A 19,763-nucleotide genomic window follows, 5' to 3' on the forward strand; every position below is an offset into this window, starting at 1 on the left:
CGGCACGAAAGAAAGTTAATATTGACTAACATTTCACCTCGAGAGTACGTTATACTTCCGAGGTGATTTTATGAATAAGCAGAAAGAAAATGAGAGATACTCCGGCGCTGATGCCAGCGAGATCCGTCTGGGCAATCTTGCCAGCGCCGGCCGGGACGTGCGGTTCCAGAAGGATGCAGCCCGGGTCTCTCTTGTCGGTATTGTCGGCAATGTGATCCTATCCCTGATGAAGCTGGCTGCGGGCGTGATCGCCCACTCGAGCGCCATGGTTTCCGATGCCATCCATTCGGCATCAGATTCTGTCTCCAGCGTCATCGTGATCATCGGCGTCCGCCTGTCCGGAAAGGCGGCGGATGAGTCCCATCCCTACGGCCATGAGCGGTTTGAGTGTGTAACCGCCATTGTCCTCTCGGTGATTCTCTTTATCACCGGCCTCTTTATCGGCCTGAACGCCGTGAAGACGATCCTGGGGTTAAATGGTGAAGTCCAGGTTCCCGGCGCCCTGGCGGCGGCAGCCGCCGTGGTCTCGATCGTCAGCAAGGAGATCATGTATCATTACACCATGCACTATGCGGCACTGTACGATTCCAGCGCGCTCCGCGCGTCCGCCTGGGATCACCGGAGTGACGCATTTTCCTCAATCGGTTCCCTGGCCGGCGTCCTCGGCGCCCGGATGGGCTATCCGGTGCTGGATTCGGTGGCCAGCCTGGTCATCTGCGTCTTCATTGTGAAAGCGGCGTACAGCATTTTCCAGGACGCCATCGACAAGATGGTGGATCATTCCTGCGACGAGGAGACGGAGAAGGCAATCCGCGCGCTCGCGCTCAGCAAGCCCGGGGTGCTCGGCGTTGACCTCCTGCATACCAGGGTATTCGGCAACAAAATCTATGTGGATATGGAGATCGCGGCGGATGGGAATGAATCCCTGAGAAATGCGCACGCGACGGCTGAGGGCGTGCATGATGCCATCGAGAAGGCATTTCCCCAGGTGAAACACATCATGATCCACGTGAATCCGAGGTAAATGCCGCTGCTCCGGAAAGCGCTCCGCGTAAGCAAAGGGGCTGCCGCATCGAAAATGATATGCTACCCCCAAGTAGGACATTGAAATATAAAACCTACTTGGGGGTATTTCTATGTCCAATAGAATCAAGATCGATCCATTAATAAAAGTCAAACTGGTTGAAAGCTATCTAAGGTCAGAGATTGGCTTAAGAGAAGCGGCCAGACAGGCAGGCTTGGCGGGAAGTGGAACAGACTCGTTCATGAAATTGGCTTAAGAGAAGCGGCCAGACAGGCAGGCTTGGCGGGAAGTGGAACAGACTCGTTCATGAAATGGGTAAACATCTATAAAAATGAAGGCCCTGCTGGTCTCCTTCCCCAAAAGCATTCTAAGAGTTATCCATTGACTACAAAGCTGGCGGCTGTGAATGATTACCTTGAGGGTAAAGGTTCTCAGCTGGAGATAGCTGCTCGCTATGGGCTCAGATCAAAACATCCATTAAGCAACTGGCTAAAAGAGTATAATACTCATGGAGAAATCCGTTCCCGTGGAAGCGGAGGAGGTAGCTACATGAGAAAAGCCAGACAGACAACACCAGAAGAGCGTCTTGAGATCGTACGGGCCTGCCTTGCCAATGATAAGAATTATGGCGCAATGGCGTTGAAATATAACTGTTCCTATCAACAGGTACGCAACTGGGTAATGCGCTATGAAAAGATGGGATCTGCAGGCCTGGAGGACCGGCGGGGTAAACGTGCCGGCACACAGCCGGCCAGGACGCCTGAAGAAGAGCAAAGAGACAGGATCGCTGAACTCGAAAGGAAGATCCGTGATCTCCAGATGGAGAACGACCTGTTAAAAAAAGTCAGAGAGTTAGAGATGAAAGATCGCTATCTCTGACTCGACATCTGTATAAATACCAGGCGATCAAAGAGCTTTCAGAAGAAAAGCATTATCCTGTGCAAAGATTGTGTGAGCATCTTCACCTTTCGCGAGGGGCTTACTACCGATGGCTCAGGAATCCTGTAAGCCTCAGCGAGAAACGCAACCAGGAGATCTCAGAGAAGGTCAGTGCCATCCATGAAAGCCATCCTGATATGGGATACCGTCGGATCCGGGATGAACTGGAAAAACATCAAGGGATTGATGTCAATGATAAACGTATCTTACGTATTTGTCGGAAAAAACATATCCAATCTGCAATCAAATGGAAACCGAAGAGCTGCACAAAAAGCAGTGATGATCCGGCGCACATCGCGAAGAATTACCTTAACCGGGATTTCCACGCGGATGCTCCGAATAAGAAATGGCTGACTGATGTAACTGAGTTCAAGTATTACATCGGCACAGATGTTCATAAGGTATACCTGAGCGCCATCCTGGATCTATATGACCGCAGGATCGTAGCTTACAAGATCAGCGATCACAATGACAATCCGCTTGTCATGAACACTTTTGACGAGGCTGTGGCCCTTGAGCCGGACGCGCATCCTCTGTTCCATAGTGACAGAGGTTTCCAGTATACAGGCAAACAGTTCTGCACACGTTTAAAGAAACATCATATGAAGCAGAGTATGTCCAGAGTCGCCTATTGTATCGACAATGGGCCCATGGAAGGTTTTTGGGGTATTTTGAAGCGGGAAATGTACTATGGCAGGAAGTTCACCTCAAAAGGGGATCTGACCACTGCTGTTGAATCCTACATAAGGTATTACAACACAGAGCGGATCCAGCGGAAGCTGCATCTGATGACGCCTACGGAATTCCATGATCATTTTGATGCTGCAGCATAAGAATACCGCCAGCCGATGCTTGACTGGCGGTAAAGAGCTTTTTAATTATTCACTGTCCTCTTGACGGGTAGCACACCAAAATGCGGCAGCCCCTTTGGCATGTGCGGGAAAGTAACCTTAATTTTTGAAGAAATCCGGGTCGGCCGTCCTGTCGATGGTCACGGAGAGCTCTCCGTCATCGGCGGAAGCGAGCTGACCTTCCGGGAAAGTGAAGGTGACGCCGTTCTTGTCTACGTTCCAGACGAGATTGCCGCCGTCCACCTGGGATTTGATCGCTGAGGCGTAATCATTGTTGAAGGTGACATCGGTGTACTCACTCTTCAGGCGGCTTGCCAGTGTATCCGCGAGGGAGGAGGTGTCCTTCACCATGTCGTCCAGGGATACCTGTGCCCCGTCCTTGGAGCGGAAGGTGACGGCGCGTGCCGTGATCTCCGGAGTATCTCCCAGCGTATCGGTGTATTCGGTGATCAGGAGGCTCACATATTCCGGACTTGCGGAGACCACGTCAACCTCCGAGTCCACCTCGTAGGGATCAAAATCTGTCTTATTGCCGGCATTGGCATCCGCGGCATCCTGCAGGCTGTCCAGGCGCGCCTGGATGCGGTCAGATTCGTCATCGTTGAATTTGTTCAGGGCATCGGCCAGGTCTGTGTAGCTGTCCTCGCCGGTGCTGAGGCTTACGGTATCGTAGCTGCTGACGATCACCGCTGCGCCGTCGTCACGGTTCACGGATGAGTCTACGGTGTCCACCTTCACGGCAAGGTCTGCTGCCGGTGCCGCCTCCGTGGTCGTTTCCGCCACTGTCGTCTCCGCGGCTGTTGTGGCGGCCTCCGTTGTCGCAGAAGTCTTGTCCCCGCTGCCGCAGGCAGTGAGAAGCGAGGCAGCCGTCAGTGCGGCTGCAGCAAGAATGCTATACTTTTTTTTCATCGAAAATCCTCCTTTGTTGCTGCCAGGGAGGCACAGGCCTCCGTGTATGGGGTTAGTATAGCGCGCCGGGCATTTACGAAACAAGGCGGAGAATATTTAAGGATTCGTTAAGACCGGTTCCCGGAGCTGATTTCCTGCCAGCGGGCGAGGAGAGCCCGGTGAAATCCGGTGGAAATGTACAGGAAGCCGGCGACAGCGACCGGGAGGGACATCAGGAAAAAGAGCAGGATGGCCAGAATCGCCGGGAGAAAACGGGATCTCGGCAGCATCAGCTTGAAACTCAGCGTCAGCGCGAGAAAACCGAAACACATCAGGTAAAATACGCCGAGAATGCCGGCGCACTGGCTGATATTTTCCAGAATGACATTGTTCATCGGCGCCGCGAAGGAAGAGTAATAGAGAACCAGGCAGGCCATAGCAGCCCAGCCGGTCCAGACCGGCGGCATAAAATAGAAGATGGGCGTTGGCCGCTGTACCGGGAAGCGGAGGCGCCGGAGAATCAGCAGGCTCAGCTCATAGACGACAAAGCCCTGGAGAATGCCGGAGACCGCCATGGAGATCACGAACATCCGGGTAAAAAAGCTGACCGAGAAGGCATTCTCCGGAACCTGGGCACCGGACTTCTGCATCATCTGCTCAAAAACGGATTTCATCTGGACAATGTCCGCGGTGAGGTTATAGCCGGAAAGGGAGGCCAGCACCACGGTGGAGAGCACAGTGGCGGCAGCGGACAGCGCCATGACCAGGAGCAGGGTCGAGGTCATATTCTTGTGGTGATTGAGCCGTGTGCCGAAAATCATGCCGATGAGTGCCTGGGAAACGGCGTAGAAGATGTTGGTAAAGGTTGTGCAGAGGAAGGCGATCATGCACATGCAGACAAAGACAGGCAGGCTGGATCTGCCCCCGTACAGGGCGGCGTAGGCTACCATGGGAATCGGGTAGATAAAAAGAAAAACATCCTGAAACAGGCCGCCGGTCTGGCGGTCCAGAAGAAGGAGCGCGCCGAAGATGGCGATGATCATCGCGCCCTGGGTAATCCTTTTTGTGCTGGAATTCACGGGGAGCCCTCCTCGTTGGAATATCGATATTCTCCTTGTTCAGCCCCCCGCATCTCGCGAAGCTTCGCTCCGCTCGATGCGGGCTGGAATTATCGTGCCCCTTGTTCAGCCCCCCGCATCTCGCGAAGCTTCGCTTCACTCGATGTGGGGGTTCCGAGCGCCTGCGGCGCTTGGCCAGCCCATTTCGAGAGGCACCCGAAAATACCTGCAAGCAGTTTTTCGGGTGCCTCTCGAAATGGGCTGCTGAACAAGGGTAAAATAAAAGCACCAACCCCACAGCTCTTACGTCTGCAAAATCGGTACTTTTTCGTGCGCCTTCAGGGACTCGAACCCTGGACAAATAGATTAAGAGTCTACTGCTCTACCAACTGAGCTAAAAGCGCATCTTTGTTTGATTGTCTGTCGCTCTCTCAACGACATGGCCTATGATAAACTATAGCGGAGGGAAAGTCAAGCAAATTTTTAAAAAAATATAAAAAATATTTTTCTGCCATAAAGTCCGCCATCATCTCCATGTCACCATGCATGATGCCGGACTTTGGACACGGGAATCTTCTTATCTTCTCGCGGCCAGCTTGCAGATCGGGTTCCCCTTGGCGGAGAACTTCGCTTCATATTCCGTCATCACATTTCCGATTCCCATGCTGCTCCGGTGGAGGTCATAGGTAAGTCCCGTGATGGTCCATCCGCACTCCTGCACGGTCTCTACGGAATAATCAAAGAGCCCGCGGTTGTCCGTTTTGAACTCCAGCGTTCCCGACGGCGCCAGGATGCGGTCATAGACAGCGAGAAATTCCGGGGAGGTCAGCCGCCGGTCCGCGTGGCGCTTTTTCGGCCATGGGTCGGAAAAATTCAGGTAAATCCGGTCCACCTCGCCCGGGGCGAAGATTTTGTCCAGCTCCTTCGCGTCCGCGCAGAGAAAGCGGAGGTTTGGGAGGGGATCCGCCGTGAGCTTCGCGATAGCCTTGAGGAGGACGGTAGCGTACCGTTCAACGCCGATAAAACTCACCCCGGGGTATTCCCGGGCCATCTCATGGAGAAAGATGCCCTTGCCCATGCCGATCTCCAGCCGGATCGGGCTCGCGGCTTCGAAAATCCGGGTCCAGCGACCCCTTTCTGCTTCCGGGTTATGGATCACCAGGGGGCTTTCCCCCACCATCTGCTCAGAGCCGGGAATATGGCGCAGTCTCATGATTTTCCTCCGATTCTTTTCGCTGTTTTGTCTGCCGAAATCATAGCATTCCGGTGTGTGGCGGTCAAGAAAGGGTGGAAAGTTTTTCCCTCTGCGGTAAAATACTGGTATCTGTTCGGAAGCCCACATGCCGGGGAAAACCTGCAAAACCGTTTGCGGGCAGCCGTTTTGCGGCTTCTCCCCGGCATGTGTTGGGCCGTTGCCAATTCTGGGATCTGCCCGGAGAGGCGGATGGGAGGGATAAGATGAGAATCATATTGGCATCGCAGTCGCCGCGCAGAAGGGAGCTTCTCACCCTGGCAGGGCTTGACTTTACGGTGATTTCTTCCGGTTTTGAGGAAAATTCCCTGGAAAATGATCCGGCGAAGCGCACGATGGCGCTCGCGGAGGGAAAGGCGCTCTCCGTTTACCGGAAGGTCACGGCGGGGGAAAGTGAGCCCGCGGGAGGTGCGCAGGCCCCTGCCGTCGTGATCGGCGCGGACACGATGGTCGCCTGCGCCGGAAAAATCCTGGGAAAGCCGAAAAGCCGCGAGGAGGCGGAGGCGATGATCCGCCTCCTCCAGGGCAGGGTGCATGAGGTGTATACCGGCGTGAGCCTCGTGTGGGGCGATGGGGATAAGCCGCGGAAGAAGACATTTTTCGAGCGGACGGACGTGGAGGTCTATCCGATGACCGAAGCGCAGATTGCCCGCTACGTGGATACCGGCGAGCCGTTTGACAAGGCCGGCGGCTACGGCATCCAGGGGGCGTTCGCCGTCTGGGTCAGGGGTATCCGCGGGGATTACTGTAATGTCGTCGGCCTTCCGATCGCCCGCCTGACCTGGGAAATGCGGGCCGCCGGCCTGATTGGCTGAGACGAGCGGATTCCAGGCGCCGCAGGCGCTTAATCCCATGCCTGAGGGAACTCGCAAAACCGTCTGCAAGCAGTTGTTCTGCGGGTTCTCCCGGGCATGTGTTGCGTGGATACAAAATTTCGCTGAATTTTCCCGGGAGATTTTCGTGAAAAATTTTCCGCCGGGAGCCCTGTACATTTCCCGGAGTATGTATTATCCTAGACTAGTCACAAGATATTGTGTGTGAGGAAATGCAAACACCACATTTTGTGGATTATGTGGATAAGATGTGGATAGACGGAGGTTCAGTGATATGGAAACGCTGCAGGTCAACACGAATGTCATTAAGCGGAGCGGGGAAGAAGTGCCTTTCCACGAGGAGAAAATCTACAATGCCGTGGCCAAGGCCAATAAGGAAGTAGACCCGATCCACCGCCTGAATGAGTACCAGCTTCAGGCTGTGGCGGACAATGTGTCCAAGTGGGCCGCGCAGTCCACGCATGCCGTCAGCGTTGAGGATATCCAGGACATGGTGGAAAAGAGCATCATGGAGATGCGCGGCTACGAAGTCGCGCAGAAGTATGTCCGCTACCGCTATAAGCGGGAGATCGCCAGAAAGTCCAACACCACAGATGACGGCATTCTTGCGCTGATCGACAACCTGAACGAGGAAGTCAATCAGGAAAATTCCAACAAGAACCCGGTCATCAATTCTACCCAGAGAGATTATATGGCCGGGGAAGTCAGCAAGGATCTGACAAAGCGCGTCCTGCTGCCAGAGGATATCGTCCGCGCGCATGAGGAAGGCATCATTCATTTCCATGATTCCGACTATTTCGCGCAGAGGGAGCACAACTGCGACCTGATCGACCTCGAGGATATGCTCCAGAACGGCACGGTAATCAGCGAGACGATGATCGAGAAGCCGCACAGCTTCTACACCGCCTGCAACGTCACAACCCAGATCGTCGCGCAGGTGGCGTCCAACCAGTATGGCGGCCAGTCGTTCACCCTGTCGCACCTGGCGCCGTTTGTCGATGTCAGCCGGCAGAAAATCCGCCGCCAGGTGATCGCGGAGAGAACCGAGTGCGGCGAGTCCCTGGATCCGGAGATTATCCATAAAGTCGTTGAGAGACGCCTTCATGAGGAGATCAAGAGCGGCATCCAGACCATCCAGTACCAGCTGATCACCCTGATGACCTGCAACGGGCAGGCACCGTTTGTGACGATGTTCATGTATCTGGACGAGGTTCCGGACGGGCAGACCAGGGATGACCTGGCGGCGATCATCCGGGAAGTGCTGGTCCAGAGGATGCAGGGCGTGAAAAATGAGAAGGGCGTGTGGATCACGCCGGCTTTCCCGAAGCTGATCTATGTCCTCGACAAGGATAATATCACCGAGGATTCTAAATACTGGGAGCTGACCAAGCTGGCCGCCGAGTGTACGGCGAAGCGGATGGTGCCGGACTATATTTCCGCGAAGATCATGCGCGAGCTCAAGAACGGCGAGGTTTATCCGTGCATGGGCTGCCGTTCCTTCCTGACGGTGGAGGACAGCCAGAGAAATGCGGACGGTTCTCACAAGTTCTACGGCCGCTTCAATCAGGGCGTGGTTACGATCAATCTCGTGGATGTCGCCTGCTCCTCCTACGGCGATATGGACAAGTTCTGGAAAATCCTGGACGAGCGCCTGGAGCTCTGCCACAGGGCGCTTCGCTGCCGGCACGAGAGGCTTAAGGGCACGCTCTCCGATGCGGCACCGATTCTCTGGCAGAACGGCGCGCTCGCGAGATTAAAGCCGGGCGAGAAGATCGACAAGCTGCTCTATAACGGGTACTCCACCATTTCCCTGGGCTATGCCGGCCTTTCGGAGATGTGCTGGCGGATGCTGGGCAAGTCCCACACCACGCCGGAGGGCGAGGAATTTGCCCTCAAGGTGATGCAGAAGCTGAACGATAAGTGCAAGGAGTGGCGCGAGGCCGAGAACATCAGCTATTCGGTCTACGGGACGCCCATGGAGTCCACGACGTATAAATTTGCCAAGTGCCTCCAGAGACGTTTCGGCATTATCCCGCACGTGACGGACAAGAACTATATCACGAACAGCTATCACGTCCATGTGACCGAGCAGATTGATGCCTTCAGCAAGCTGAAGTTTGAGGCACAGTTCCAGAAGCTGTCCCCGGGCGGCGCGATCAGCTATGTCGAGGTGCCCAACATGCAGAACAACATCCCGGCGGTGCTCTCGATCATGAAGTATATCTATGACAACATCATGTACGCCGAGCTGAATACCAAGAGCGATTACTGCGAGGTCTGCGGCTACGACGGGGAGATCAAGATCGTCGAGGACAAGAACGGCAAGCTGGTATGGGAGTGCCCGAACTGCGGCAACCGTGACCAGCACAAGATGGCCGTCGCCAGAAGAACCTGCGGCTATATCGGCACGCAGTTCTGGAACCAGGGAAGAACCCAGGAGATCAGGGACAGGGTGCTGCACCTGTAAAAGACAGGGGGAGATTCCCGCGCCCGGCCAGGATTCGCACCGGATCATTTAAGATGACAATTGCACATCGGATTGAGATGACAAAAAAAGGGGGTTCCGGCCGCAATGGCAGGAACCCTTTTTCAGTGCGCGCGGAAAGCCCGGCTTTGCGATTTTGTCCCGTAAATACGGGCAATTGTGATATCATGGTAAAGACCAGATGATTCAAGATCACTCCATAGACGGCGGATTCAGGGGAGGCCGGGAAATGGCGGTGAAGAACAGGGGGGAAAATGAAAGTTATCAATTTTTTGAAGATTCCGCTCATTGTTGTAGGGATCGCTGTCCTGGTGTTTTTTGGGGGAAGAAAGCTGATTCGTACCTGGAAACCTTTTCATCACGAGGATGCAAAAGTCGTCACCATCACGGAATCAGAACTGGAAAAGGTAGTTCGGGAGGGCACACTCTATACCGCGGAATATCCCTATAACAGCTATGTGACCGCTTCCGATGACAAGGGAGAGATTAAATATTACGCCGCGTACAATGGCACGGTGAAAGCGGGCTTCGATACCAAGCAGGTTGAGGTGTCTCTAGACGCGGAAAAGAACCTGATTACCGTCCATCTTCCGGAAATCCAGATTGACGCGACCGTGGATCCGGGATCGATGGAATTTATTTTCCAGAATGACAAGTACAATACCGATACCGTTGCGAGTGAGGCATATTCCCTGGCGGAGGCTGATCTTGCCGAAAAAGCAAAACAGGATGACGAAATCCTGCAGGCGGCAACCAACAACGCGAAGGCGGTCGAGAAGGAATTTATCGAACCCTGGGTTAACCAGGTCAGCCCGGACACACAATACCGTGTGGAGGTGCTGGCAGTGGGGGAGGCTTCCCCGGAGGGGTGATATCGGCAGATTTGCCTGATGCAAAGGAGAAAAATGATGGAGAAAAAAATCAGAATGATCCCTGCCGTGTTCCTGAGCATGATGCTTGCGGTGCTTTCCGGGTGTTCCGGAAATGTATCGATTAACGTAAATCCAAAGGAAGCCGCGGCGGAGGAGAATTCAGAACAGGGGCCGGAGATCGGCAGGATTCAGAGTATCTGCAAGCTGGCGACACTGAAATGCCAGTATCACAACATCGCAAAATCGGTCAAATATCCGGGAAACGGAATCATCGATCATTTGATGAGAAAGTCTCGGAAATTCTGGATTGAGTATCAGGGAACGGTGGAAATCAGTTTCGACGTCAACAAATTAAAAATGCAGCAGGACGGGAAAAAGATCACCATCGTGCTGCCTGAGCCGGAATTAACTTGTGATATCGTGCAGGGCTCCTGGAATCAGGACTCGTATATCATCGAACCGAATACATGGATCCTGCAGAACCCGATCACTGCAGATGATCAGAAAAATGCGGTCGCGGCAGCGCAGGCGGACATGGAGAAGCAGGTGCGGGATTCCACACTGATCGCCACGGCGGAAGACCAGGCGAAGGCGCTGATTACGAGTTATATCAACCAGATCGGCGATTTGACGGGAAATACATATCAGGTCACGATCGAGACGACAGAAAGTTCCGGTCCGGTGCCGACGGAGACGGGACAGTCATAAGTAACCTGATGAAAAGTGAATATGAAAAGATATGGATATAGCCCAACAGTGTGGAGCTGTTGGGCTATGTCATAGGATAGGAATCGGAAACCGCACAAAATTTCCATTGTTGGGATGATTACCAAAAAGCAGCTTGAGGACTTTGGGAGATCATCCCCTACATATCCAATGGCAAAAAGAGGAATGCCAAAGACGTCATTTACGCATGTAGCGAGTGTGTTCGGCTGAACAAAGCAGGCATCGGTGAGCACTTCGATCAGTAGAGCCACGGCGTAAATCCCGGGGGCGTCAGGAGGCGCCTGATGGAGGGCGGGCATTTCCCACAGAATCCAGAATGTTGGTGCGCGATGAGTGAAAATGTATTAAGATAGAATTATCTTTAAGTAACCGGGCGAGAATTCTCGGCTATTTATAGCCGAGATAAAAGCCCGTTATTTTATAGTACCGAACATACTATATGTATTACGGAAAAATGCAGTATATTGTTGCGTATTTGCAACTTTTGATATATACTATATGTATGGATAGCAAATACACTCACGCACGAACATGCGTATACAACATCAATTATCATATAGTATGGTGCGTAAAGTACCGCAGGAAAGTCCTTAAACCTGAGATAGCCAACAGGTTATATGAACTCCTAAAGGCTATCGGCAATGAAAAGGGGTTTACTGTCGTAGACTGTAAAGTAGGTGAGAGTGATCATGTGCATTGTTTTGTATCTGCTCCACCTAAGATATCTGTGACACAGATAGTAAAGTATCTCAAAGGCATTTCGGGTAATACATTGTTCAAAGAATATCCCGATTTGCGTAAATATTTATGGAAGGGACAACTTTGGAACGGCTCATACTTCTGCGAAACTATAGGCTCTACATCAGAAGAAAACATTCTAAAGTATATTGAAAGGCAAAAGAACTGTCAGTTATGAATAAAGCAATCAAATACAGAGTGCATCCCACAACTGAACAATCTGTTATGTTTGCTAAGACCTTTGGCTGTTGTCGTAAGGTCTATAATCTTATGCTTTCCGATAAAATTGACGGCTACAAAGCTACGGGCAAATTTCCTACTGTTACGCCTGCCAAATATAAGAACGATTATCCTTATCTTAGGGAAGTGGATAGTCTTGCTCTTGCCAATAAGCAAATGGACTTACAGGAAGCGTTCCGCAATACATTTAGCAAATCCCGCAAAAAGAAAAATGGTTTTCCTAAATTCAAATCCGCAAAGCATAGCCGGAAGTCCTATACTACGAACAATCAACATGGGACAGTTGCCATTATAGACAACAAATATATCAAGCTTCCTAAGATTGGCAAAGTAAAAGCCGTCATCCATCGCATTCCTGATAGCGATTGGATTGTAAAATCAGCTACGGTATCACAGGAATCAGATGGCAAATATTATATTTCTGTTCTCTTTGAGTTTGACAATGCCATAAATCTTTATGTAGCAGATAAGACCAATGCTATCGGATTAGATTATACTTCTAATGGCTTGTATGTGGACAGTAACGGTAACGTAGGAACAAATCACAAATACTATCGTGAAAGCCATGACAAACTTGCCAAGGCACAACGTAGGCTGTCACGTATGCAAGGCTCTAAAAAGCATGAAATCAAATCCAACAATTATATAAAACAACTTCGCAAAGTGAATAAGATACATAGGTATATCGCTAATCAGCGTCTGGATAACCTGCATAAAATATCTACGAAGATAGCCAATTCGTATGATGTTGTTTGCGTGGAATCCTTAAACATGAGGTCTATGGCAAATCATGGCTTCGGTAACGGCAAAGCTACTCTTGATAACGGTTATGGTATGTTCCTGTCTATGCTTGAATACAAGCTATCTGATAGGAATAAGTATCTTATCAAGGTAGATAAGTGGTTTCCGTCATCACAAATATGTCATTGTTGTGGAAAGATACATCCCGAGATGAAAAATCTCACAATTCGCACAATGAAATGTGATTGTGGTCTTACGATGAATCGTGACCAGAATGCCGCTATCAATATCTTACGTGAGGGATTACGACTACTGACTAAAGTAGCCTAAAACTAAATATTACAGTAGGGATGGAATAGCCCAAACTCATACGCCTGTGGACACTGTGTAAGACGAGCCGTTACGTATCATCGTAGCCAGCGCAGTAGTGGTTGAAGCAGGAAGCTCGGTTACTTGTAACCGAGTAGTTCACCACGCGAACATGAAACTCCGCATGCCAGAGGGGGAAAATATGGACATATTGATGAATTTTACGGATCGCCTGGATTCCTTTCTCTACACCTACGTTCTTGTGATTATCCTGATTGCTGCCGGAATTTATTTCACGGTTGTGACGAAGGGCGTCCAGGTACGGCTGTTCCGCGACGCGCTCCGCGTGGTCATGGAAAAACCGGACAAGGAGGGTTCCGTGTCTTCCTTCCAGGCGCTGATGGTGTCTACCGCGTCCCGTGTCGGTACCGGTAATATCATCGGGGTAGCCTCGGCGATCATGGCGGGCGGCTACGGCGCGGTCTTCTGGATGTGGATTATCGCGTTTATCGGCGGTGCCTCCGCGTTTATTGAGAGTACGCTGGCGCAGATTTATAAGAAGCGGGATCCGAATGGCGGAAGCTACGGCGGGCCGGCCTACTATATTGAAGCGGCGCTGCACAGCAGAGGTCTTGGCGCGGCGTTCGCAGCCTTCATGATTCTCACATACGCGGGCGGCTTCAATATGCTCTGTTCCTACAATCTGCAGTCCACGTTCAAGAGCTACAGCTTCTACAACGGAGCCTCTCCGGCCATCATCGGCGCCATCACCGCGCTGCTTGTCGGCTACTGCCTCTTCGGCGGCGGGAAGAGGATCGTGTCCGTGACCTCGATCCTGGTTCCGTTCATGGGCTGCGCCTATGTCCTGGTCGCGCTGATTGTCATTGTTCTCCATATTCAGGTTCTTCCGGGGATCTTCGCGCGGATTTTCCGTGAGGCGTTTGATTTCCGGGCAATTTTCGGCGGATTTGTCGGCTCCTGCATGATGTACGGAATCAAGCGCGGGCTGTATTCTAATGAGGCGGGTGTCGGCTCCGCGCCGAATGCCGCGGCTGCCGCGGATATCAGCCACCCCGTGAAGCAGGGGCTGGTCCAGATGCTCTCTGTTTTTATCGACACGCTGCTTCTCTGCACCTGCACAGCGTTCCTGTGCCTCTGCTCCGGCGTGGATCCTGCAGGGATAGAGGAAAATGCGATTTATGTGCAGGAGTCGCTGCGCGCGGTTCTCGGCGGATTCGGCCCGGTCTTCCTTACGGTTGCCATGGTTCTCTTCGCGTTTACGACGCTGCTCGGAAACCTGTTTTACATGGACAATCTGCTCATTTACCTGCACCGGAAAATTCCCTCGCATCAGTTTATGACCGGTTTCCGGCTCACGGCGGTGGTGCTGATTTTCGCCGGCGCCTGCATGAAGGCTTCGCTGCTCTGGAATCTGGCGGATATCTTTATGGGAGGCATGGCGCTGATCAATATCCCGGTGATCGTCCTCCTGCACCGCACGGCGCTCGGCGCGCTGAAGGACTACTGCGCGCAGCGGAGGCAGGGGAAGAACCCGGTATTTTCCGCACAGAGCGTCGGGCTCGAGGGGAAACTGGATTTCTGGGCGTGAAAACTTCCGGGATGACAGCCGGAGAACAGCCGGGCATTTTCTCCCGAGAAGGCCTGGGGCATTCGGATCCGGAATTCCGGATGGAGCTGATCACGATTATCGTTCGATTATCGTCCTGTTCTGTGCCAGCGGAACGGGAATTTACGGGACGGTCTGTGTTGGAAAAGAGCCTTTGACTGCTTTCCCGCTTTCCTTATTCCCCGGACGGCGTCCGGGATGAGCAGCAGGACATAGAACGCGGTATACTGGGATTTTGCCTCCCAGAAGAGATGAAACAGGAAGCCGCCGATGAAGATGACGGCAGGAATCAGCCTGGCGAAGCTCTCGCCAGGCTGATTTTTGGCCTTGGCATGCACCGACCCGTCAATTTCCGCAGTGGCGTTTGCCGCCGCTTTTCTTGCCGTCCCGCCATACACAGCATTCACCGCTCCGGCATTCCCGGCTGCGGAAGTTTTTGACTGGCTGACGAGCAGGGCGTTCAGGAATGCCCCCTCGTAGATCAGCGAGAGGACCATATTGGTTATTCCGACGTAGAGAGTATGCAGCACGCCGTCCTGGTTCCAGAGGCTGTCCGTCACGGCAGGGATCCTGGAATGTCCGATGATCTGCTGGATCCAGAGGGACTGGAAAGTCGGGTCAGTCCACTGGGAACGGGTCTTCTGCGCGAAAAATTCCAGGGTGTAAGCCGGATCCGATGCGAAGTCGCGGAACGTCTCCCGGAGATCTGCGCGGATGAGGCCGGAGGCTTTCGCGGGATCGGCACCGCTCTCCCGGAAAATGCGCACGTTGTAGCCGTTGTACCAGCCATTTGCCCGGCTCCCCGTCTGGAGACCCATTTCCACCCAGGCGGTCTGCGGGATTCCCCCGGCGGGGCAGCCGGTGATGGCCTCTGTCGCCAGGCGGACCAGGAGGCTTACGCCGAGAGCCATAGCCGCGATCAGGATCGCTGCGGCAGCCGGGCGGAAGTCCCGCCGGATAATGGCTTCGCCGAGAAGGTAAAGGACAAGTGCCACAAGGACGATCAGATAATTGGATTTCAGGAGGACAGCGAGAGCAATAGCAGCTCCGGAGAGGAGCAGCCAGCCGGCGCGGAAGCCATGATCCAAAAAGCGCCGGGCGGCATAGAGCGCCAGCATCGAGAGGCCGAAGCCGGGCAGTGTCCCGTAGACGAACAGGTAGTAGAAGGCAAAAGGCAGGAAAAGAAGAAGCACGGCCTGCATTTTCCAGCGGCCGCCGATGAAGCGGGAGAGACACCAGGTTCCGAGGAGAAGATAGCCCAGGTTGAGCGCGCGGAAGACAGCCGGGGCCGCCGCGCCGCCGAAAATCCGGATCAGCAGGGCCATGTACAGGATGAGTCCGTTCTGGTTCGGATACGCCCAGACGTAGCCGCTGGTGTCGTCGCTGTACTGGAACAGCGCTTTCTCCCACGCCTGGTAATTACCCTCGAGGAACTGCCCGGCGATTTTCATACTGAGGGCGGAGTCTGACCCCGCGTAATCCGGGACAATGGCCATCCAGAGGATGCCGAAGGCGGCGCAAACCGCGCAGAGAACAAGCAAAGGCCTCCGTCCGGCGTTCGCCGGGCGGAGACCTTCGTTCTCTTCGGGAAATTTTTGGGCGCAGAACATCACCGCTGCCGCGAGGAGGGCCAGATGAATTACCGGGATATCCCGGTGATACTGGGTGATTTCCTTCCCGCCGAAAACCAGGCAGGTGCCGTTCATGCTCATCCAGGAAAGGACGGCAAGTATGACGAGAAGGAATGCGCGGATAACTCCGGTCAGGAGGCGTTCCGCCCTGCGATCAGCCTGTTTTTGCGCCATGGTATGTTCCTCTGCTGCCTGCACCGGCATTCGCTGCTGCCTGCCCCGGCATCCTATGCTGTGCGCCGGGGCGGAGTGTTTTGCCCCGGAAATTTACTTTCTGGCCGTCTTTGCCCCTGCTGTGGGCAGATCCGCGCCGCTGGATTTCGCCGGGACGCTCTTCGCGGCGGACGAATGTTCCAGTCCTTCCGGCGCGGTGATGACTGTGGATTCCACCGGAACCTGGGACGGTTTCGTACTGCTGCCGGACGGGCCGCAGGCGCTCAGGGCGAGCGCCAGGAAAAGCCCCGGCAGAAAAAGCCATTTTTTCATGATCTTCCTCCGAACGGTAATTCCCTGATCTCACATCTTTTGACGACGGGATTATAGCACCGCGCGGTGAAAAAAATGTGTCCGCGGGGAAAATGTCAGAGGACTGTCAGAATCCTTACGAAAACCGCAAAATAGACGAAAGCTCAGGCTGCCGTTCACGCCTCATGCCCTGGGAGAACCCGCAAAACGGCTGCTGGCAGGCAGTTTTGCGGCTCTCCCAAGGCGTGTGCCGAACAGCAACAAGCTCAGCCGTCCTTCCAGTCGGGGTCGGCTTTTTTCAGCGCTTCGATCAGGTCGGCAAATTGTTCGTGCCGGAGCCGTGGGAATGCGCGGAGCAGGCGGACGGTGCCGAAGTGCCGGTTGGCCCGGAGAGCCTCCCGGAGTTCGCCCGCGCGCTTCTGGAGGTTCTGCCGCTGCTCCTCGGAGTAGAGATTTAAGCTGCTGCCGAGCTCCCCGGCTTTTCCGTAGAGCTCCCCGGCTTTTCCATAGAGCTCCCCGGCTTTTCCGTAGAGCTCCCCGGCTTTTCCTCGAAGCCGGTTCATCTGCGCGTCCGAGTATTCGCTCAGCGCGCTGCTGAGCTCCTGGCGGCCGAGAGTTGCCTGGACCTGGGCGTGCTGCAGTTTCTGGACGGTCTCCAGGGAGTTTTCTCCCACGAAGGTGCTCAGGCGGTCGGAAGGAATCCGGAGCTTCCGGCGGATGTCATCCAGCTCGCCGAGGCGCCGGTTCATCCGGAGGACGGAGAGCACGGTGACGATAAAGTCAAAGAGATAGCCCGCGTAGAGCACGGCCATCACCGGCCAGCCGATCCGCTGCGGAATCATCTGCGCGGTGTGCTCGGCGAGTTCCCGGTGAAGAACCTTCACCACGAGGACGACGCCGATCCCCCAATAGATGCTGAACTCCAGGCAGATGTAGCCGTGGAAGTTCAGGGGCTTGTCGCTGTAATCCCACCACCGCGCGTGAAAAATCTTGTCGAGGGCCCATCCCGCGACGAGCTCGACGGCGGTGGTCAGCAGCATGCCAAGAAGGAACAGCCAGCCGGTGCCGAGATTCACGGCGCCCGCGGAAGCGTGTCCGGCGAGCAGCCGGTCTACCCCATTTCCGGCGGCGAGGACAGCGAGCATCCCGAAACCGTACACCGGGCAGACAGGGCCGCAGAGAAACCCGCGGTTTACGATCTTGCCCAGGTGTACCGCGTGGAAGATCACTTCAACCACCCAGCCGAGAAAGGAGTAGAGCAGAAAGTAAAGGCAGATTTGATAATACGTCATTCCGGCGATCATGGGCTGAACCTTACTTGGACGCTTTTGTTGTGGAAGCGGCCGCGGAGGCGGAGGCACCGATGTGGCGGTAATCTTTGACGTAGCCGGCATTGTCGATGACCTTTTTCCCCTTCACGGTGAGCGTCAGGGTCTTGCCCTCCAGGTTGTTGAGCAGGGTATTGGTGAGGGCTGTCTGCACCAGCTCGTCGTCGGCCTTGTCCAGGGAAGAGAGGTCGCAGGTAAGGCTGCCGTTGTCATTCTTGAAGCTGTTCACCTTGATCCCGGATTCGATCACGCCGAGCTCGGCCATCTTGTCGATCAGCTTCTGCGCGTCCACGGAATCGCCGTCCACGGCGTCCATGGTCTGCTCGAGGCCGGTCCCGTCGGACTTGATGGTGTAGATGGCGACAGCGGTCTCTGTCACATCATCGGTGTTGCCGGTCATGCTCATCTTCTCCGCCGCGCCGTCAACGGTGGTGTAGGTCTCCCCGTCCGGGGTCGTCTCGCCCTTGCCGGCGGAAGCCGCGCTCTCGGCGGCAGACTGGGCCGGATTGTTCTTGGTCGGTGTGCATGCCGTGAAGCTTCCGGCGAGTGCCGCGGTCAGGAGAAGCGCCCCTGCGAGTGTTCGTATTTTCATGATGATAACCTCCTGGGATAATTCGAAAAATGCCTGCCTTTTGTGCCGGGAGACAGTGTCTCCACAGTGCCCGTATTATACACCAAGGAAATTTGCGCGGCAACCGCAATTCCCGGTGCGGCGGGAGATTCCGTGAGATTTCACAGATTCTTCACGGCTTGCCACTGTTTGGCACATGCAGGCGGAGAACCTGAGAGCGGGCGTCTGCGGACGGCTTTGCGCGTTCTCCACCTGATTTCGTCCCTTGCGCAAAAAACCTCTCTATTATAAAATAAAAGCAGCTGTCCGGAGCCTGCATCCCGCGAAGCCCTGCTTCCCCGCATGTGCTGGACAGGTAAAAATAGAAGAGGTTAAGCTGATGGTTGACTGCCGCTTCCGGCGCGGTTCACGGCAAGCCGTGGCAGCGCCCCGGGGCGGCGTTTTTCCTGTTTGGAAAGAAATAAGGAGGAAGTCCGATGCAGACGATTCTTGTGTGCGACGACGACCATGAGATTGTCGACGCGATTGAGATTTATCTCACCGGCGAGGGCTACCGGGTTCTTAAGGCCTACGATGGTCAGGAAGCCCTTGAGCTGATGAAGAATAATGAAGTGAACCTGCTGATCCTGGATGTGATGATGCCGGGGCTTGACGGCATCCGAACCACGATGAAGGTTCGGGAGACCAGCAGTGTCCCGATCATCATCCTGTCGGCGAAGTCCGAGGACGCGGACAAGATCCTCGGCCTCAATATCGGTGCCGACGATTACATCACGAAGCCGTTCAATCCGCTGGAACTGGTGGCGCGGGTGAAATCCCAGCTCCGCCGCTACACCCAGCTGGGCAATATGGAAGCCAGGGACAGCGCGCACATTTTCACCTGCGGCGGCCTGGAGATCAACGATGAGAATAAGGAGGTCTTTGTGGACGGCAAGCCGGTCAAGCTGACGCCCATCGAGTACAATATCCTTCTCCTCCTCGTGAGGAACGCGGGGAAGGTTTTCTCTATTGACGAAATTTACCGGAAAATCTGGAATGAACAGCCGATTGACGCGGACAATACGGTCGCGGTCCATATCCGCCATATCCGCGAGAAGATCGAGATCAATCCCCGGGAACCCCGCTATCTCAAGGTGGTCTGGGGCGTCGGCTATAAGATTGAGAAGCAGTAAAAGAGGGCTCTTT

Annotated in this window: 18 protein-coding genes and 1 tRNA gene; 11 read left to right on the plus strand and 8 right to left on the minus strand. The window is 54.2% G+C overall.

Annotated features, from left to right (window positions below):
* The first annotated feature begins 70 nt into the window (after positions 1–70).
* From ISF27_RS09350 to ISF27_RS13165, 3 genes are all read left to right on the plus strand, one after another.
* Positions 71–1,024 carry a cation diffusion facilitator family transporter gene (locus ISF27_RS09350; RefSeq protein WP_194611224.1) on the plus strand — a complete coding sequence of 318 codons (954 nt, stop codon included), beginning with the start codon at positions 71–73 and terminating at the stop codon, positions 1,022–1,024.
* A 306-nt stretch (positions 1,025–1,330) separates the two neighbouring features.
* Entirely contained in the window at positions 1,331–1,903 is a 573-nt protein-coding gene (locus ISF27_RS13160; RefSeq protein ID WP_207727425.1) for a helix-turn-helix domain-containing protein, read from the plus strand.
* 8 nt (positions 1,904–1,911) lie between these two features.
* Entirely contained in the window at positions 1,912–2,796 is an 885-nt protein-coding gene (locus ISF27_RS13165) for an IS3 family transposase (protein WP_235986239.1), read from the plus strand.
* A 117-nt stretch (positions 2,797–2,913) separates the two neighbouring features.
* Here ISF27_RS13165 and ISF27_RS09360 read toward each other — a convergent pair whose 3' ends face one another.
* The 4 genes from ISF27_RS09360 to trmB form a co-directional block, all read right to left on the minus strand.
* A complete protein-coding gene (locus ISF27_RS09360) occupies positions 2,914–3,723 on the minus strand; it encodes a polysaccharide deacetylase family protein (protein WP_194611225.1) in 810 nt (269 codons plus the stop codon).
* Positions 3,724–3,830: 107 nt separating this feature from the next.
* A complete protein-coding gene (locus ISF27_RS09365; protein ID WP_194611226.1) occupies positions 3,831–4,781 on the minus strand; it encodes a DUF2232 domain-containing protein in 951 nt (316 codons plus the stop codon).
* Positions 4,782–5,091: 310 nt separating this feature from the next.
* Positions 5,092–5,164 (minus strand) — tRNA-Lys (locus ISF27_RS09370).
* A 173-nt stretch (positions 5,165–5,337) separates the two neighbouring features.
* The gene (gene trmB / locus ISF27_RS09375; RefSeq protein ID WP_328701592.1) at positions 5,338–5,976 is read right to left on the minus strand and encodes a tRNA (guanosine(46)-N7)-methyltransferase TrmB; all 639 of its coding nucleotides are present in this window, start codon (positions 5,974–5,976) and stop codon (positions 5,338–5,340) included.
* A gap of 242 nt (positions 5,977–6,218) precedes the next feature.
* Here trmB and ISF27_RS09380 point away from each other — a divergent pair, with 242 nt between their 5' ends.
* The 7 genes from ISF27_RS09380 to ISF27_RS09410 all read left to right on the plus strand — a co-directional run bounded on the left by ISF27_RS09380 (position 6,219) and on the right by ISF27_RS09410 (position 14,565).
* The gene (locus tag ISF27_RS09380) at positions 6,219–6,827 is read left to right on the plus strand and encodes a Maf family protein (RefSeq protein ID WP_194611228.1); all 609 of its coding nucleotides are present in this window, start codon (positions 6,219–6,221) and stop codon (positions 6,825–6,827) included.
* Positions 6,828–7,119: 292 nt separating this feature from the next.
* Positions 7,120–9,312 carry an anaerobic ribonucleoside-triphosphate reductase gene (gene nrdD, locus ISF27_RS09385; protein ID WP_194611229.1) on the plus strand — a complete coding sequence of 731 codons (2,193 nt, stop codon included), beginning with the start codon at positions 7,120–7,122 and terminating at the stop codon, positions 9,310–9,312.
* 272 nt (positions 9,313–9,584) lie between these two features.
* Positions 9,585–10,202: a DUF4230 domain-containing protein gene (locus ISF27_RS09390; RefSeq protein WP_194611230.1), complete on the plus strand. Its 618-nt coding sequence runs from the start codon at positions 9,585–9,587 to the stop codon at positions 10,200–10,202.
* 36 nt (positions 10,203–10,238) lie between these two features.
* Entirely contained in the window at positions 10,239–10,910 is a 672-nt protein-coding gene (locus ISF27_RS09395) for a DUF4230 domain-containing protein (protein WP_194611231.1), read from the plus strand.
* A 520-nt stretch (positions 10,911–11,430) separates the two neighbouring features.
* Positions 11,431–11,844 (plus strand): IS200/IS605 family transposase, encoded by a 414-nt coding sequence (gene tnpA, locus ISF27_RS09400; RefSeq protein WP_194611232.1) that lies wholly within the window; start codon positions 11,431–11,433, stop codon positions 11,842–11,844.
* Positions 11,841–12,977: an RNA-guided endonuclease TnpB family protein gene (locus ISF27_RS09405; RefSeq protein ID WP_194611233.1), complete on the plus strand. Its 1,137-nt coding sequence runs from the start codon at positions 11,841–11,843 to the stop codon at positions 12,975–12,977. Before tnpA ends, ISF27_RS09405 begins: the two co-directional genes overlap by 4 nt.
* 181 nt (positions 12,978–13,158) lie before the next feature.
* On the plus strand, positions 13,159–14,565 hold the full coding sequence (locus ISF27_RS09410; protein ID WP_194611234.1) for an alanine/glycine:cation symporter family protein: 1,407 nt from the start codon (positions 13,159–13,161) through the stop codon (positions 14,563–14,565).
* A gap of 107 nt (positions 14,566–14,672) precedes the next feature.
* On the opposite strand, the gene ISF27_RS09415 is transcribed toward ISF27_RS09410, so the two are convergent.
* From ISF27_RS09415 to ISF27_RS09430, 4 genes are all read right to left on the minus strand, one after another.
* Positions 14,673–16,388, minus strand: a complete 1,716-nt coding sequence (locus ISF27_RS09415; protein ID WP_194611235.1) for a hypothetical protein — start codon at positions 16,386–16,388, stop codon at positions 14,673–14,675.
* A gap of 93 nt (positions 16,389–16,481) precedes the next feature.
* The gene (locus tag ISF27_RS09420; RefSeq protein WP_194611236.1) at positions 16,482–16,700 is read right to left on the minus strand and encodes a hypothetical protein; all 219 of its coding nucleotides are present in this window, start codon (positions 16,698–16,700) and stop codon (positions 16,482–16,484) included.
* Between the two features lie 245 nt (positions 16,701–16,945).
* Positions 16,946–17,971: a putative ABC transporter permease gene (locus ISF27_RS09425; RefSeq protein WP_235986233.1), complete on the minus strand. Its 1,026-nt coding sequence runs from the start codon at positions 17,969–17,971 to the stop codon at positions 16,946–16,948.
* A gap of 22 nt (positions 17,972–17,993) precedes the next feature.
* Positions 17,994–18,599, minus strand: coding sequence for a GerMN domain-containing protein (locus ISF27_RS09430; protein ID WP_194611238.1), 606 nt, complete (start codon positions 18,597–18,599; stop codon positions 17,994–17,996).
* Between the two features lie 455 nt (positions 18,600–19,054).
* Here ISF27_RS09430 and ISF27_RS09435 point away from each other — a divergent pair, with 455 nt between their 5' ends.
* Positions 19,055–19,750, plus strand: coding sequence for a response regulator transcription factor (locus ISF27_RS09435; protein ID WP_194611239.1), 696 nt, complete (start codon positions 19,055–19,057; stop codon positions 19,748–19,750).
* Positions 19,751–19,763 lie beyond the last annotated feature (13 nt).

Origin of the sequence: Clostridium vitabionis, assembly GCF_015351765.1 — a bacterium.
Classification (GTDB): Bacteria; Bacillota; Clostridia; order Lachnospirales; family Lachnospiraceae; genus Clostridium_R; species Clostridium_R vitabionis.

Coding starts and splice junctions, on each gene's coding strand:
- ISF27_RS09415 (WP_194611235.1), bottom strand. CDS start 16,388: ATGGCGCAAAAACAGGCTGATCGCAGGGCGGAACGCCTCCTGACCGGA.
- ISF27_RS09420 (WP_194611236.1), bottom strand. CDS start 16,700: ATGAAAAAATGGCTTTTTCTGCCGGGGCTTTTCCTGGCGCTCGCCCTG.
- ISF27_RS09350 (WP_194611224.1), top strand. CDS start 71: ATGAATAAGCAGAAAGAAAATGAGAGATACTCCGGCGCTGATGCCAGC.
- ISF27_RS09360 (WP_194611225.1), bottom strand. CDS start 3,723: ATGAAAAAAAAGTATAGCATTCTTGCTGCAGCCGCACTGACGGCTGCC.
- ISF27_RS09395 (WP_194611231.1), top strand. CDS start 10,239: ATGGAGAAAAAAATCAGAATGATCCCTGCCGTGTTCCTGAGCATGATG.
- ISF27_RS09380 (WP_194611228.1), top strand. CDS start 6,219: ATGAGAATCATATTGGCATCGCAGTCGCCGCGCAGAAGGGAGCTTCTC.
- ISF27_RS09405 (WP_194611233.1), top strand. CDS start 11,841: ATGAATAAAGCAATCAAATACAGAGTGCATCCCACAACTGAACAATCT.
- ISF27_RS09390 (WP_194611230.1), top strand. CDS start 9,585: ATGAAAGTTATCAATTTTTTGAAGATTCCGCTCATTGTTGTAGGGATC.
- tnpA (WP_194611232.1), top strand. CDS start 11,431: ATGGATAGCAAATACACTCACGCACGAACATGCGTATACAACATCAAT.
- ISF27_RS09430 (WP_194611238.1), bottom strand. CDS start 18,599: ATGAAAATACGAACACTCGCAGGGGCGCTTCTCCTGACCGCGGCACTC.
- ISF27_RS09410 (WP_194611234.1), top strand. CDS start 13,159: ATGGACATATTGATGAATTTTACGGATCGCCTGGATTCCTTTCTCTAC.
- ISF27_RS09425 (WP_235986233.1), bottom strand. CDS start 17,971: ATGACGTATTATCAAATCTGCCTTTACTTTCTGCTCTACTCCTTTCTC.
- ISF27_RS09435 (WP_194611239.1), top strand. CDS start 19,055: ATGCAGACGATTCTTGTGTGCGACGACGACCATGAGATTGTCGACGCG.
- nrdD (WP_194611229.1), top strand. CDS start 7,120: ATGGAAACGCTGCAGGTCAACACGAATGTCATTAAGCGGAGCGGGGAA.
- ISF27_RS13160 (WP_207727425.1), top strand. CDS start 1,331: ATGAAATGGGTAAACATCTATAAAAATGAAGGCCCTGCTGGTCTCCTT.